Consider the following 13,119-nt stretch of genomic DNA (forward strand, 5'->3'; position numbering starts at 1 on the left):
GCGAGACGCCATGACCGACGACCGAGACGCCTTGCGCCAGCAGTTGCGCGCGCTGCGCCGCAGCCTGCCCGCAGCGCAGCGCCTGGCAGCCGCGGATGCGCTGGCCGAGCGCCTGCTGGCGCTGCCGTTCGCGCCGCAGACCGGCGCGGTGGCCGGGTACTGGGCGATGGATGGTGAAATCGCGCTGCATCGCTGGCAACTGAGCCTGCCGGCCGGCGTGCGCTATTGCCTGCCGGTGCTGGACGGGCGCGTCCTGCGCTTTGCGCCGTGGCGGCCGGGCCAGGGGCTGGTCAGCAACCGCTACGGCATCCCCGAGCCGGACGTGGCACGCGCCGCGCTGCTTGCACCCGAGGAGATGGCGCTGGTGGTGACGCCGTTGACCGGCTTCGACGCGCAGTGCCGGCGGCTGGGCATGGGAGGCGGCTGGTATGATCGCAGCTTCGCGTTCCGGCATCGCCAGACGCCGCCGCCCTGGCTGGTCGGCGTCGGCTTCGCCGCGCAGCAGCGACCCGCCCTGCCCATCGAATCCTGGGACGTGGCGGTGGATGCGATCTGCACCGAACACGCCACCTTCCTGAAAGACGACGCCGTTTCCGAATGACTGCCCGCAAGCGCTACTGGTTGATGAAGTCCGAGCCGGACACGTTTTCCATCGATGATCTGGAACGCGTCGGCACCGAACCTTGGAACGGCGTGCGCAACTACCAGGCACGCAACTTCATGCGCGACGGCATGCATGTCGGCGACGGGGTGTTGTTTTACCACTCCAACTGCAAGGTGCCGGGTATTGTCGGCATCGCCAAGGTCGCCAGCGCCGCATATCCGGACGACACCCAGTTCGATCCCAAATCCGACTACCACGACCCCAAGGCCACCCGCGAAGATCCGCGCTGGATGCTGGTGGACGTGGCCTTCGAGCGCAAGCTCACGCGCACGATCGCACTGGACGAAATCAAGCAGCAGGCCGACGCCCTGGGCGAAGGCTTCCCTCTGATCGCCCGCGGCAACCGCCTGTCGATCCTGCCGGTGACCGCCGCGCAGTGGAAATTGTTGCTGGCGATGGAGTAGCCGGGAGTAGAGATTCGGGGTTTGCGATTTGCAAATCCCGCTCAGCCCAGCCGCTCTTGCGATTCCCCAATCCCGATTCCCGATTCCCCAATCCCGAGCCCCCAAATGTCCGAAGCAAAACGCCTGGCCGCCGAAAAAGCGATCGATTACGTGGAAGACGGCATGATCGTCGGGGTCGGTACCGGTTCGACGGTGGCCTACTTCATCGATGCCTTGGGCCGCATCAGCCACCGCATCAAGGGGGCGGTGTCCAGCTCCGAGCAGAGCAGCGCGCAGCTCAGGCGCCACGGCATCGAGGTGCTGGATCTCAACCACACCGGCAATCTGTCGCTATATGTGGATGGCGCCGACGAGTGCGACCCGAATCGTTGCCTGATCAAGGGCGGCGGCGCGGCGTTGACGCGCGAGAAGATCATTGCCGAGGCCAGCGAGCGCTTCATCTGCATCGTCGACCCGAGCAAGCAGGTGCCGGTGCTGGGCAAATTCCCGCTGCCGGTGGAAGTGATTCCGATGGCGCGCAGCCTGGTGGCCCGCCAGATCCTGGCGCTCACCGGCGGTCAGCCGGTATGGCGCGATGGCGTGGTCACCGACAACGGCAACGTGGTGCTGGACGTGCACAACCTGCAGATCACCGACCCGGTGGCGCTGGAGCGCAGCCTGAACCAGATTCCCGGCGTGGTCTGCGTGGGCCTGTTCGCGCGTCGCCCGGCCGATGTGGTGATCGTCGGTGGCGAGCCGCCGCGGGTGATCTGAGCGACCGCGTGCAAGCACGCGCATACGCAGTAGCGGCCCGCGTTGCGAAGCGGCAGCGGGCCGGACTCCCGTTACCTGCGATGACGGTACACCGCACTACAGCGGCTTGACGCACGCAGCCGCTTGGCAGATGGTGCGGCATCCCCGCCTACTGGTATGCCGCATGCGCCGTCTTTGCCTCCTCACCCTTGCGTTGTTGATCCTGCTCAGCGGCTGCGCCAGCAGCGGCGGCACCTGGGTGGAACTGGCCGGCACGCGCTACCAGGTGGAGCTGGCGCAGAACGATGCCGACCGCGCCAAAGGCCTGATGTTTCGCGATGCCATGGCGGACGATCACGGCATGCTGTTCGTCCACGACCGCCAGGAACCGCTGGCGTACTGGATGAAGAACACCAAGATCGCGCTGGATATCCTGTATTTCGACAATGAGCGCCGGCTGGTGTCGCAGCAGCGCGACGTGCCGCCGTGTTCGGCCGGCGACGCCTGCCCGCCCTACCCCAGCAAGCGCCCGGCCCGGTACGTGCTGGAACTCAATGCCGGCCAGGCCGCCAGGCTCAACCTGCAGGACGGCGCCAGCCTGACCCTGAGCCCGGATATCCCAAAGCTCAAGTGAATCTCACGCGACAGGCCCTTCCTGTCAGGAAGTACCGGACTTGAACCACGCGCCGCTTGCCGACACTCTTGGCAGCATGGTCGACATGCTCCCACTTCCCCATTGGACCGCGCTCGCCAGCCTGGACGACGACGCAGTGCCGTTGATGTCCACCGCGCTGCTGATTGCGCGCGACGAGTATCCGCAGCTGGACGCCGAGCTGTACGACACGCTGGTGCAAAGCCACGTCGAGCACCTGCGCCGCGAGGTGGAGGCGATCGACCTGTGGCCGCTGAAGATGGCCGCAGTCAATCGCTACCTGTTCGACGAGCTGGGCTATTCGGGCAATCACGACGAGTACTACGACCCGCGCAACAGCTACCTCAACCAGGTCTTCGAACGCCGGCTGGGCAACCCGATCTCGCTGGCGATGGTGCAGATCGAAGTGGCGCGCCGGCTGGGCATTCCGCTGGCGGGCGTGTCGTTTCCCGGGCATTTCCTGGTGCGTTTGCCGGTGGACGACGGCGTGCTGGTCATGGATCCGTTCAACGGCGGCCGCCCGCTGGGCGTGGACGAGCTGCGCGAGCGCGCTCGTCCGCACCTGGGTGGCGAGATCCCCGACGACCGCGCCCTGGCGCAGATTCTCGACCCCGCACCGCATCGCGCGATCCTGATCCGCATCCTGCGCAATCTGCACGGCGTCTACGCCGATGCCGAACACTGGGACCGCGCCGCGCGCAGTGCCGACCGCATCCTGAAGCTGGTGCCGGACCAGCCCGAGGCGCTACGCGATCGCGGCATGGCCTATCTGCATCTGGGCCACCGCAACGGCGCACGCCACGATCTGTCGCGTTATCTGCAGCTCAATCCCAGTGCGCAGGACGCGGCCAATCTGCACGAACATCTGGTCGAACTGAACAGTCAGCGCGCGCGCGCGCACTGAAAACACAGCCTGCAAGGCCCTCGCCAGCACCATGCGAACGTGTGCCGGCGATGTTGTGGCGCGAAAAACGCAGCGACCCAGCCAGGACCTCAGTCGATCTCGACCATCTCGAAGTCGTCCTTGGTCACGCCGCAATCCGGGCAGGTCCAGGTGTCGGGAACGTCCTGCCAGGCGGTGCCCGGGGCGATGCCCTCTTCGGGGATGCCGTCGGCCTCGTGGTAGAGAAACCCGCAGACGACGCACATCCAGGTGCGGTAGGTGGTCGTGGATGTCTCGCTCATCGGATAATCGCGGTCACGCAACGGTGGGGCTGCATTGTCCCATCCCACCCACCGCTTCCGGAAGCGCTGCCATGTCCGACCTGCACAACGCCCGCGGCGTCTACCTCATCACGCCCGACGAACCCGACACCGCACGCCTGATCGCGCGCACCTTGCCGCTGCTGCCCGCTGTCACCTGGCTGCAGTACCGCAACAAGCAGGCCACCGCGGCGCTGCGCCTGGAACAGGCCAGCGCGCTGCGCGAGGCGTGCGCTGCGCACGGCGTGCCGTTGATCATCAACGACGATGCGCAGCTGGCACGACAGGTGGGCGCGCAAGGCGTGCACCTGGGCGAAGACGATGGCGAGGCGGCCGCGGCGCGTGCACTGTTGGGCGAACAGGCCATCATCGGGGTGTCGTGCTACGACGAGATCGCGCGCGCGCGCGCAGCGGTCGCGGCCGGCGCCAGCTATGTGGCCTTCGGCGCGTTCTTCCCGACCACCACCAAGGTGACGACACGTCGCGCCACGCCGGCGTTGCTGCAGCAAGCCGCAGCGCTGGGAGTGCCGCGCGTGGCGATCGGTGGCATCGCGGCTGCGCAGGTGCCCGGCTTGGTGGCTGCAGGTGCCGAGTTGATTGCAGTGGTCAGCGGCGTGTACGCCGCGCCGGACCCACTCGCGGCAGTGCAGGCATATCGGGCCGGGTTTGCACGCTAGCGTGGCTGGCAGACGACAGACGTTACCCGCGACACGCGCAAGCGAAGACGCAAGAGACCGAGACTCGAGTCGAAGCGTCGTTTATTGGATGCAATCAAAAGCTCGGTGGGTCGAGCGCGCGCTGCCCTCAGCGCTCGTGGGACACGCCGTGAATCCGTCCATGGAGGCTGCTTGGCGGCATCCACGCCGCCAAGGGCCCCGCAATCGGCAAGGACACCGCACTAGGAAATTTGCCGGTGGCCAGGTGAAAAACCTGCTTGTTGCCAGACCTGCGTGAGGTACTCAGAAAGTCGTAGGGTGCATGCCTAAAGCCTGCCTGTTGCTCGAACTGCAACGGGGTTTCGGACGCGACGTCATCCGAACAACGCGCGTCATGCTCTGTTCTTAACCAGGCGCACCAACCCTCCCGACTGGTCCTTGCCCGCTCACCGTCGCGGGACCTTACGCGGCATGGATGCCGCGTAAGAGCCTACACGGACGTACTTGCGGCGTGTCCTGCGGTGGTGGGCGGGCAAGGGGCCCGCAGCCAAACTGCAGATCAACCGCTTTACGACTGATCTATGCGCGCGACCAATCCTCCATCAGCGCATACGAATGGCGACGTGACGTACAGACAACAAGGCAGCGACGCGTGCCATCACGCGTCGCTGCCGGGACCGACCTTATCGCCTGGCGCGATTAGAAGTCGTAGCTCAATGTCACCCGGCCCGAGCGCGGTGCCTGGTAGGCCACTACCTGATCCCAGAGCGGGTTGGTGGTGTTGTCGGGCAGCTGCGAGAACGGGTAGATGTTGGTTGCGGTCTGCTCGTTGGTGATGTTGAACACGTCAAAGCGCAGTGCCAGCTTGCCGGCGGCAAATGCCGGCTTGTAGGTCACGCCCATGTCGAGCTGCGCGATCCAGCCCAGCCGCCCCTGCGAGCCGGGAGGCGACGCCACGCCGGTGCCGGTCTCCGGGTTGTAGCAGTAGTGGTAAGGACCGCCGGTGATCGCGCTGCCACCGTAGCCGGCCGGGTCGGTGCCGGTGTAGTTGTCGCCGTAGTAGTTGCCCAGGCAATTGTGCGGCGCGCCCGAGATCAGGCTGAAGTTGGCCGACGCACCCCATTGCGGAGTGAACTGGTAGAAACCGAACAGCTTGAGCTGATGACGGTGATCGTTGGATTGATCGCCGTTGAAGTGTTCCATCAGCGCCGCGTGGTCCCAGCTCTGCGTGGTGGAAACCGAGGCCTGGCCCTGGTAGCTGCCCAAAGCGCCGCCGGTGCGCCACAGGTCAGAACGCACCTGACCTTCGGTGGTGCCGTAGCTATGCGACCAGACGTAGTTGACCTTGGCGTACCACTTGCCGTCGAACGGACGTTCCAGATTGAATTCGACCGCCGAGTAATTGCGCTTGAACTTCGGGAAGCCGGCCGCCTCGCGGCTCACCGACACCTCATGGAACTGGCCATCGGTGCCGATCACGCCCCAGGTGTTGGTCTGGCCCGGATTGATCAGCGATGCACCGGCAACCTGCGAGAAGTCGATGGTGACACCCTGGGCGGCCGCAGCGGCAATCAACGCCGTATTGGAAACGTCGTAGTTCTGATCGTCGATCCCCGCATTGAGCCGGCGATGCGTGCCGCGCACGCCCAGCACCCAGCCGGTGTCCAGCTGCTTGGTGAAACCGAGGATGACCTCGTCCTGGTTCTCGCCCTCGATGTCCTTGACCACCGCGGTGCGCACGTCGGCGATGCGGCCGAAACGCGAGTTGGCCGACACGGCCGACCCCAGCTGCTGCGCCAGGATCGGCGTGCCATCGGCGTTGATGCCGCTGTAGGTGAAGTAGGTATCGGTGGTGGTGGCCGGGGTGAACAGGCTCACTGCCGACAACGGCAGGCCGAGGTAATAACGGCCCACGTTGCCGAACACCTTCAGGCTGGAATCGCCGTTGACGTCCCAGCTGAAGCCCAGCCGCGGCGCCCAGGCGTTATCCACTTCGATGTATGGGTCGCCGAACGGGGTGTAGTTGGTGAACTCGTCCTTGCGCAGGCCGATGCTCAGCAGCAGGTTGTCGGTGACCTGCCACTTGTCTTCGATGTAATAGGCGCGTTGCTTGGCCTCGTAGGAATACAGGCTGGTGTTGATGTTGCGGACCACGTAATAGCCGCTGGACCCGTTGACCGGATCGACCAGGCCCGGGCTCGGTGCGCCGATGCCGCCGGCTTCGTTGGCCGACTGGCTGACCAGCCCGCCCGTCCCTACACCGTTAGGATCATCGGTCTGGCCGTAGGTCCACGAGTATCCAGGGCCACGTAATTGGGAACCAACATCGATACCCTCGGACTTCTGGTTGTCGATACCGAAGTTGAGCGTGTGGTGACCGATGCGCCACTCAAGGTTCAGACGCTGATTGTCCTTCTTGTAGGCACGATCAGGCGACGTGATCGCCGTATTTACCGGCTGCCGTCCTTCTATGGGAGTACCGCCCGTGTAGGCAGGATTTTGCAATGCGGTGCTGTCAATGAAGGGGCCATTCTCAGCGTTGTAGTTGTACTGAGTCAGCTCGTCAGGCGTTTTCATCTTGCCGTACAGCGCGGTCACGGTGAGGTTGTCGCTGAGATAGCCGGTGTACTTGCCGGTGAACAGGGTCGGGCCGGTCTTCCAGGTCGCGTCGTTAGTGATATAGCTGCCACGCTCACGCGCCAGGTAGTCGTAGCGGTAGATCGACCCATTGGTCTCTGCCTCGTCGCTGGCGCCGGTCACTTCGATCAGGTGGTTGTCGGTGATGTTCCAGTCCACCTTGGCGTACCAGCGCTTCTGCTTGTAGTCGTAGTCGGTCAGACCACCGGTGCGGCCGTTGTCGGTGTCGCGATTGGTGCCGACGCGTACGCCGTCCGAATCCACCTGTTCGGCAGCCAGGAAGAAGAACAGCTTGTCCTGGATGATCGGCCCGCCGACATAGGCGCTGTAGGTGGTCTGGTTGGCTTCGGCCTCGCTCGCCGGCTGATACAGGCCATTGGCCGAGCGCGCGTAGCGGTAGGCGGCGTTGTTGATCGTGCTGCCCTGGCTGTCCGGGCGCCAATAGATGTCGCGCTGATTGGCCTTGAGACCGTTCGGCTCCCAGATCACCGCCGCGCCGAACTTCCACTCATTGGTGCCGCGCTTGCCGATCTGGTTGATCACGCCGCCATTGGCGCGGCCGTACTGCGCGCCGTAGCCGCCGGTGAAGATTTCCTGCTGGTCGATGGCGCCGTACGGCAGGGTCAGGCCGCCCAGGTTGTTGCTGATGGTGGTGGTGTTGAAACCGTTGAGGTAATAGGCGTTTTCGCTGGCGGCCGAGCCGCCGAAGCTGGGCAGCGAGCCGCCGAGCGGGCCATTGTCGAAACCGCCGCTGTTGACCACCACGCCCGGTGCGAGAAGCGCGATTGCCTCGGCGGTGCGGCCCAGCGGCAGCTGTTGCAGCTGCTCGGCGGTGACCACGGTGCGGGTGTCCACGCTGCTGACGTCGATGGTGGTCAGGCCTGCGGCGGTGACGGTCACGCTGTCCAGGGTCTGCATGCCGCTGCCCGACGCGGCAGCGAACGAGACGTCGGTGTTGGCGCCGACGGTGATCGCGACGTTCTCGCGCGTCTCCACCACCGCGCCGTCGCGCTTGACGGTGACCTTGTAGGTGCCCAGCGGCAGGTTGCCGGCGGTGTAACGGCCGCGCGCATCCACCGGTACTTCGCGGCTGAACCCGCTGTTGTTTTCCACCAGCACGCTGGTGCCGCTGCTCTGCCCCACGCTGCCGACGATGCTGCCGCTGGTGGACTGCGCGTGGACGCTCCCCATGGCCACGACCAGCGCCAACGCCAAGGCACGCTTCTGGATACTACGGTTCATGCTGTCTCCCCCAAGTCTGGAACTGTCGGCAACGCGACAAAAATGAACGGCGCCAATGGCTACCGGAATCACACTCTCTGAACATCCGCCGCAGGAGGCCAATGACCGCGGGTCATCTGCTCATGCCAAACCGTCGATACCGTCCCGTTCGATCATAGGCAGCCGGGCTGCCCTACCCGTCCGCTCCGACGGGTAGGCAGGCACCTGGTGGGTAGGCGGACGGGGGCCGCAAGCCTGACAATGGCGAGTGCGCTGCCCGCAGTCGGGCCGCGCCGCCCCCACTCGGTACCACTCAAGGATCTGCGCGCATGAACCACACCCGCTCCCACGCCCTGTTCGCCCAGGCGCAGACGCTGCTGCCCGGCGGCGTCAACTCACCGGTGCGTGCATTCAAGTCGGTCGGCGGCGAGCCGTTCTTCGTGGCGCGCGCCGATGGCCCGTATCTGTACGACGTGGACGACAACCGCTACATCGACTACGTGGGCTCGTGGGGGCCGATGATTGCCGGCCACAATCACCCGGCGGTGCGCGAAGCGGTGGAGCGCGCGATCCGCGACGGCCTGTCCTTCGGTGCGCCGTGTGCGGCCGAAGTCACCATGGCCGAGACGATCCACCGGCTGGTGCCGTCCTGCGAGATGGTGCGCATGGTCAATTCCGGCACCGAAGCCACGCTGTCGGCGGTGCGCCTGGCGCGCGGCGCCACCGGGCGCAACCGCATCGTCAAGTTCGAAGGCTGCTATCACGGCCATGGCGACTCGTTCCTGGTCAAGGCCGGCAGCGGCATGCTGACCCTGGGCGTGCCGACCTCGCCGGGCGTGCCGTCCGGCCTCAGCGAGTTGACCGCGACACTCAGCTTCAACGACTTCGAAGGCGCCACCGCCCTGTTCGACGAGATCGGCGCCGACGTGGCGGCAGTGATCATCGAGCCGGTGGTCGGCAACGCCAACTGCATTCCGCCGCAGGCCGGCTACCTGCAGCATCTGCGCACGCTGTGCACCCGGCATGGCGCACTGCTGATCTTCGACGAGGTGATGACCGGTTTCCGCGTCGCGCTCGGTGGCGCGCAGGCGCATTACGGGGTCACCCCGGACCTGAGCACCTTCGGCAAGATCATCGGCGGCGGCATGCCGGTGGGTGCGTACGGCGGCCGGCGTGACTTGATGGAGCAGATTGCCCCAGCCGGCCCGATCTACCAGGCCGGCACCTTGTCGGGTAACCCGGTGGCGATGGCGGCCGGTCTGGCGATGCTGGAGCTGGTGCAGGAGCCCGGCTTCCATGCCCGCCTGAGCGAGGCCACCAGCGTGTTGTGCGAAGGACTGGAAGATGCCGCGCGCGCGGCCGGCATTGCCGTCACCACCAATCAGGTCGGCGGCATGTTCGGGTTGTTCTTCACCGACGAGATCGTGGAGAGCTACGCGCAGGCCACTGCCTGCGACATCACCACCTTCAATCGTTTCTTCCACGCGATGCTGCAGCGGGGCGTGTATCTGGCGCCGTCGGCGTACGAGGCCGGCTTCATGTCCAGCGCGCACGACGCGGCAGTGATCGAGGCCACGCTGGCCGCCGCGCGCGAGGCGTTTGCGGAAGTGGCGCACTGAGGCGTCTTCGGACGTCGTCTTGTCTGCGAGCTGGCGCGGACACGCTGACCTTGTGTGGCGTTGAAAGCCAGGCGTGATCGCGTGCCTCGCGATGCTCACCGATGGCGCTGGCCGCAAGGCTCGCGCCATCGGCGATGGCTGATGTGTATCTCGACTCCGCGCCGACGCTGAACAGGCGCGGCGCCGGCGTCGTGTCCGGGCCCATGGCGTCCGGATGGACTCGGCTGTTGCCTGGCGCTTGCACGCACCCTGCGCCATCGCTTGCGCCATTCAGGCGGCGGCGCAACGACAAGCTTTGCTTTTGTCTTGTGGCTGTCATACCTTTCTGAAAGGTGTCCACGGATGGGCATGGGTGGGGACCCTCGAAGCAGCCGATATGACGTTGTCGCCGGTCACGGTGACGCCATCTGCATCGCCGCTGTTTCATCACGATCTGCAGCGTGTCGAGCCGGCGCGCTGCCGACGCTTGCCAGGGCCGCCCTCGCCTCATGCTCAAGCCTGTTGCGTTGCTCACACCGCGCCCCTCACCGTCGCGCGATTCCGCCCTTCCCGATTGGCTGCTTGCCAGCAAGCTGGAGCCGCCGCTGCCGCGTACCGGTGCGGTGGTGCGCGGCGCGTTGCTGGCGGCGCTGGATCAGGCCCAGGCCCGGCCACTCACCCTGCTGCTGGCACCGCCTGGGTTCGGCAAGACCACGCTGCTGGCGCAGTGGCATGCGCAGCTGCGCGCACGCGAGCACGCGGCCGTGGCCTGGCTGTCGCTGGACGAAGAGGACGCCGATGCCGCGCGCTTCCTTGGCCATCTGGCGTTGGCGATCCAGCACGCAGGTGCAGATCCGGCGCTGTGCGCCGCAGTGCTGCACAACCGCGACCAGGATCCGCGCGAGGCGGTGACGGTGCTGATCCGCGCGCTGCGCGCGGCGCCACGGCGCATCAGCGTGATTCTTGACGATTATGACCGGCTCGGCAGCGGCATCGTCGACGAGCTGGTACTGCGGCTGGTCGAACACGGCGGCGGACGCCTGCACCTGCTGCTGGCCACCCGGCGCGTGCCGGCACTGCCGCTGGAGCGGCTGGACCTGCAGGCACAGCTCAGCCGTCTCGGCAGTGCGCAACTGGCGCTGGACGAGCACGAGGCGCAGGCACTGCTGGGGCCCCAGGTCCCGGCGCCGGTAGTGGACGAATTGCTGCGCTACACCGAAGGTTGGCCGGTGGCGCTGCATCTGGCGCGCCTGTGGCTGGAGGGCGGCGTGCAACGTCAACAGGAGGTGGCCGCGCGTTTCTCCGGCCGCAGCGCACAAATTGCCGCGTACCTGGCCGAACAGGTGGTCAACGACCTGGATGCCGACACGCGCGATCTGCTGTTGCGGACCAGCCCACTGGAGCGCGTCAACGCAGCGCTGGCCGATGCGGTGCGCCAGCGCGACGACAGCGGCCGGCTGCTGGCGCGGCTGGAACATTTCCACGGCCTGCTGGTGCCCATGGATGGCGAGCGCGAATGGTTCCGCTATCACCCCTTGTTTGCCGACTTCCTGCAGCAACTGCTCGATCGCGAACATCCCGGCCAAGCCACGCACCTGCATCAACGGGCCGCACGCTGGTTTGGCGAGCATCAGCATCTGGCCGAAGCGGTGCGGCACGCATCGCGTGCCGAGTGCGGCGACCTGGCCGCCAGCTACATCGCGCGCGCCGGCACCTGGCAATTGGTGCTGACCCACGGCACGCACGAGGTGCGCGCACTGCTCCGGCATTTCGAACACCGCACCATCCGCGACACCCCGGCGCTGAATCTCACCCAGGCGCATCTGCACGCAAGGCTCGGCGAATTCAGCCATGCGCGCCTGCTGCTGGAACGCTTCCGCGACTTTCCAGCGGCGCTGCGTGAGCCCTTGCAGCGCGACTACACGGTGGTGGTGGCGCTGTTGCGCGATCGCCTCGACGAAATCTGCGGCAATCCGCATGGCCTGACCCAGATCGCCGCGCAGGCATCCGCGCTGGACGAAGACGATCATCTGGGCCGCGGCATGCTGCTGTGTATCTGCGCCACCACCGCCATTGCGCAGGGCGCCTTTGCATTGGCCGAACGCTACGCCTTGAACGCACGCGACGCGATGCAGCGCGGTGGCAGCGAACCGGGCGCAAGCCAGGCGTTGCTGGCATTGGGCCAGAGCTTTTTCTACCGCGGGCAACTCGGCGACGCCGAAGCCTGTTATCGGCAGGCCCTGAACTGGTGCGCGCGCACCCCGCAACTGGATCGCGTGCTGGAGGCCGCCGGCCAGTGTCTGCTCGCGCAACTGCATTACGAACGCGGCCACCACGACGATGCGGCCGACCTGCTGCATCCGGCGCTGGAATTGCTGGAACAGCACGACGGCGGCATGGACGTGCTGGCCTCCGCCTACGGCACCGCGCTGGGACTGGAGCGTGTGCGCGACCACAGCGGGCGCAGTGCACTGGCGCTGCTCGAACACGTCGAACAGATCGCCCACGGGCGCAAGCTGACACGCCTGTCCGAGCTGGCGGCAGCATGGCGCTTGATGCTGTTGCTGGAACATCCGGGCAATGCCGCCATCGATGTGGTGATCGCCCGTACCGGCGGCGAATCCGGCCTGGCGCATACGCTGCGCTCGCCCCACCGCTGGCGCGATCGCGCGGCGATGGGCTTTGCGCTGGCACGCTGGCACCGGCTGGCCGGACGCAGCAGCGCCGCGCTGACCATCCTGGGCCAGATCGAACAGGCCTGCCTGGCCAATGACAATCTGTGCCACCTCGCGCGCACCCGCGCACGCATCGCCCTGGTGCTGCAGCAGCGTGGCGAACTGGCCGCGGCGCTGCCGCATCTGTACAGCGCGCTCGATCATGTGGCGCTGACGCAAAGCTGGCAGGCGATCGTCGAACTCGGACTGCCGGCCAAGGCAATGCTGCGCTCGCTGCGTCAACACGACCCGCAGACCGTCGGCGGCACCACCCGCGCACTCACCATCCAGGCTCTGCTCGAACGCCTCAGCGGCGACGAGGACCCGGCCGGCGACATCTTCAGCGAGCGCGAGCTGGAAGTGCTCGCGCAGCTGGCACGCGGGTATTCCAACAAGCAGATCGCACGCTGTCTGCACCTGTCGGAAAACACGGTCAAGTTCCACTTGAAGAACCTCTATCGCAAGCTCGATGCACGCAGCCGCGAAAGCGCGTTGGCGCAGGCCTTGCAACGCGGGTTGTTGCGCGCAGCGGCCCCGCCCGGCAGTGCGGAGACGTCGCCAGGCTGACCGCCAGCGCCGGCACTGGCTTCCGTCGATAAAAATACATCATGTATGATGTATTTTTATCGGGAGCTCAC

Annotated in this window: 10 protein-coding genes; 8 read left to right on the forward strand and 2 right to left on the reverse strand. The window is 66.3% G+C overall.

The genetic code is table 11. From position 1 onward, the window contains the following. Positions 1-10: 10 nt before the first annotated feature. From AC1KVE_RS14420 to AC1KVE_RS14440, 5 genes are all read left to right on the forward strand, one after another. On the forward strand, positions 11-601 hold the full coding sequence (locus AC1KVE_RS14420; RefSeq protein WP_167709604.1) for a 5-formyltetrahydrofolate cyclo-ligase: 591 nt from the start codon (positions 11-13) through the stop codon (positions 599-601). Then, complete coding sequence (locus tag AC1KVE_RS14425) at positions 598-1,068, forward strand: EVE domain-containing protein (protein ID WP_016903558.1); 471 nt, start codon at positions 598-600, stop codon at positions 1,066-1,068. Before AC1KVE_RS14420 ends, AC1KVE_RS14425 begins: the two co-directional genes overlap by 4 nt. Positions 1,069-1,173: 105 nt before the next feature. Further along, positions 1,174-1,821 (forward strand): ribose-5-phosphate isomerase RpiA, encoded by a 648-nt coding sequence (gene rpiA / locus AC1KVE_RS14430; RefSeq protein WP_016903557.1) that lies wholly within the window; start codon positions 1,174-1,176, stop codon positions 1,819-1,821. A gap of 163 nt (positions 1,822-1,984) precedes the next feature. Then, a complete protein-coding gene (locus AC1KVE_RS14435; protein ID WP_184456616.1) occupies positions 1,985-2,434 on the forward strand; it encodes a DUF192 domain-containing protein in 450 nt (149 codons plus the stop codon). Positions 2,435-2,474: 40 nt separating this feature from the next. Continuing rightward, the gene (locus AC1KVE_RS14440) at positions 2,475-3,356 is read left to right on the forward strand and encodes a SirB1 family protein (RefSeq protein ID WP_046344164.1); all 882 of its coding nucleotides are present in this window, start codon (positions 2,475-2,477) and stop codon (positions 3,354-3,356) included. 89 nt (positions 3,357-3,445) lie between these two features. Here the strand turns inward: AC1KVE_RS14440 and AC1KVE_RS14445 are convergent, their stop codons facing one another. Beyond that, positions 3,446-3,685, reverse strand: a complete 240-nt coding sequence (locus tag AC1KVE_RS14445) for a rubredoxin (protein ID WP_024938106.1) — start codon at positions 3,683-3,685, stop codon at positions 3,446-3,448. 23 nt (positions 3,686-3,708) lie between these two features. Here AC1KVE_RS14445 and thiE point away from each other — a divergent pair, with 23 nt between their 5' ends. Then, the gene (thiE, locus tag AC1KVE_RS14450) at positions 3,709-4,332 is read left to right on the forward strand and encodes a thiamine phosphate synthase (protein WP_184456615.1); all 624 of its coding nucleotides are present in this window, start codon (positions 3,709-3,711) and stop codon (positions 4,330-4,332) included. Positions 4,333-5,010: 678 nt separating this feature from the next. Here the strand turns inward: thiE and AC1KVE_RS14455 are convergent. Further along, a complete protein-coding gene (locus tag AC1KVE_RS14455; protein WP_184456613.1) occupies positions 5,011-8,190 on the reverse strand; it encodes a TonB-dependent receptor in 3,180 nt (1,059 codons plus the stop codon). 308 nt (positions 8,191-8,498) lie between these two features. Between AC1KVE_RS14455 and hemL the strand changes: the two genes are divergently transcribed. Together hemL and AC1KVE_RS14465 are read left to right on the forward strand one after the other, a co-directional pair. Continuing rightward, the gene (gene hemL / locus AC1KVE_RS14460) at positions 8,499-9,788 is read left to right on the forward strand and encodes a glutamate-1-semialdehyde 2,1-aminomutase (protein ID WP_024938103.1); all 1,290 of its coding nucleotides are present in this window, start codon (positions 8,499-8,501) and stop codon (positions 9,786-9,788) included. A gap of 488 nt (positions 9,789-10,276) precedes the next feature. Beyond that, a complete protein-coding gene (locus AC1KVE_RS14465; protein WP_184456611.1) occupies positions 10,277-13,048 on the forward strand; it encodes a winged helix-turn-helix domain-containing protein in 2,772 nt (923 codons plus the stop codon). The last annotated feature ends 71 nt before the right edge of the window (positions 13,049-13,119 follow it).

Source organism: Xanthomonas sp. NCPPB 2864 (assembly GCF_056675615.1).

Bases quoted from the DNA above. Each gene is read 5' to 3' on its own strand.
- AC1KVE_RS14420 (WP_167709604.1), top strand. From the start codon at position 11: ATGACCGACGACCGAGACGCCTTGCGCCAGCAGTTGCGCGCGCTGCGC.
- AC1KVE_RS14425 (WP_016903558.1), top strand. From the start codon at position 598: ATGACTGCCCGCAAGCGCTACTGGTTGATGAAGTCCGAGCCGGACACG.
- rpiA (WP_016903557.1), top strand. From the start codon at position 1,174: ATGTCCGAAGCAAAACGCCTGGCCGCCGAAAAAGCGATCGATTACGTG.
- AC1KVE_RS14435 (WP_184456616.1), top strand. From the start codon at position 1,985: ATGCGCCGTCTTTGCCTCCTCACCCTTGCGTTGTTGATCCTGCTCAGC.
- thiE (WP_184456615.1), top strand. From the start codon at position 3,709: ATGTCCGACCTGCACAACGCCCGCGGCGTCTACCTCATCACGCCCGAC.
- AC1KVE_RS14455 (WP_184456613.1), bottom strand. From the start codon at position 8,190: ATGAACCGTAGTATCCAGAAGCGTGCCTTGGCGTTGGCGCTGGTCGTG.
- hemL (WP_024938103.1), top strand. From the start codon at position 8,499: ATGAACCACACCCGCTCCCACGCCCTGTTCGCCCAGGCGCAGACGCTG.
- AC1KVE_RS14465 (WP_184456611.1), top strand. From the start codon at position 10,277: ATGCTCAAGCCTGTTGCGTTGCTCACACCGCGCCCCTCACCGTCGCGC.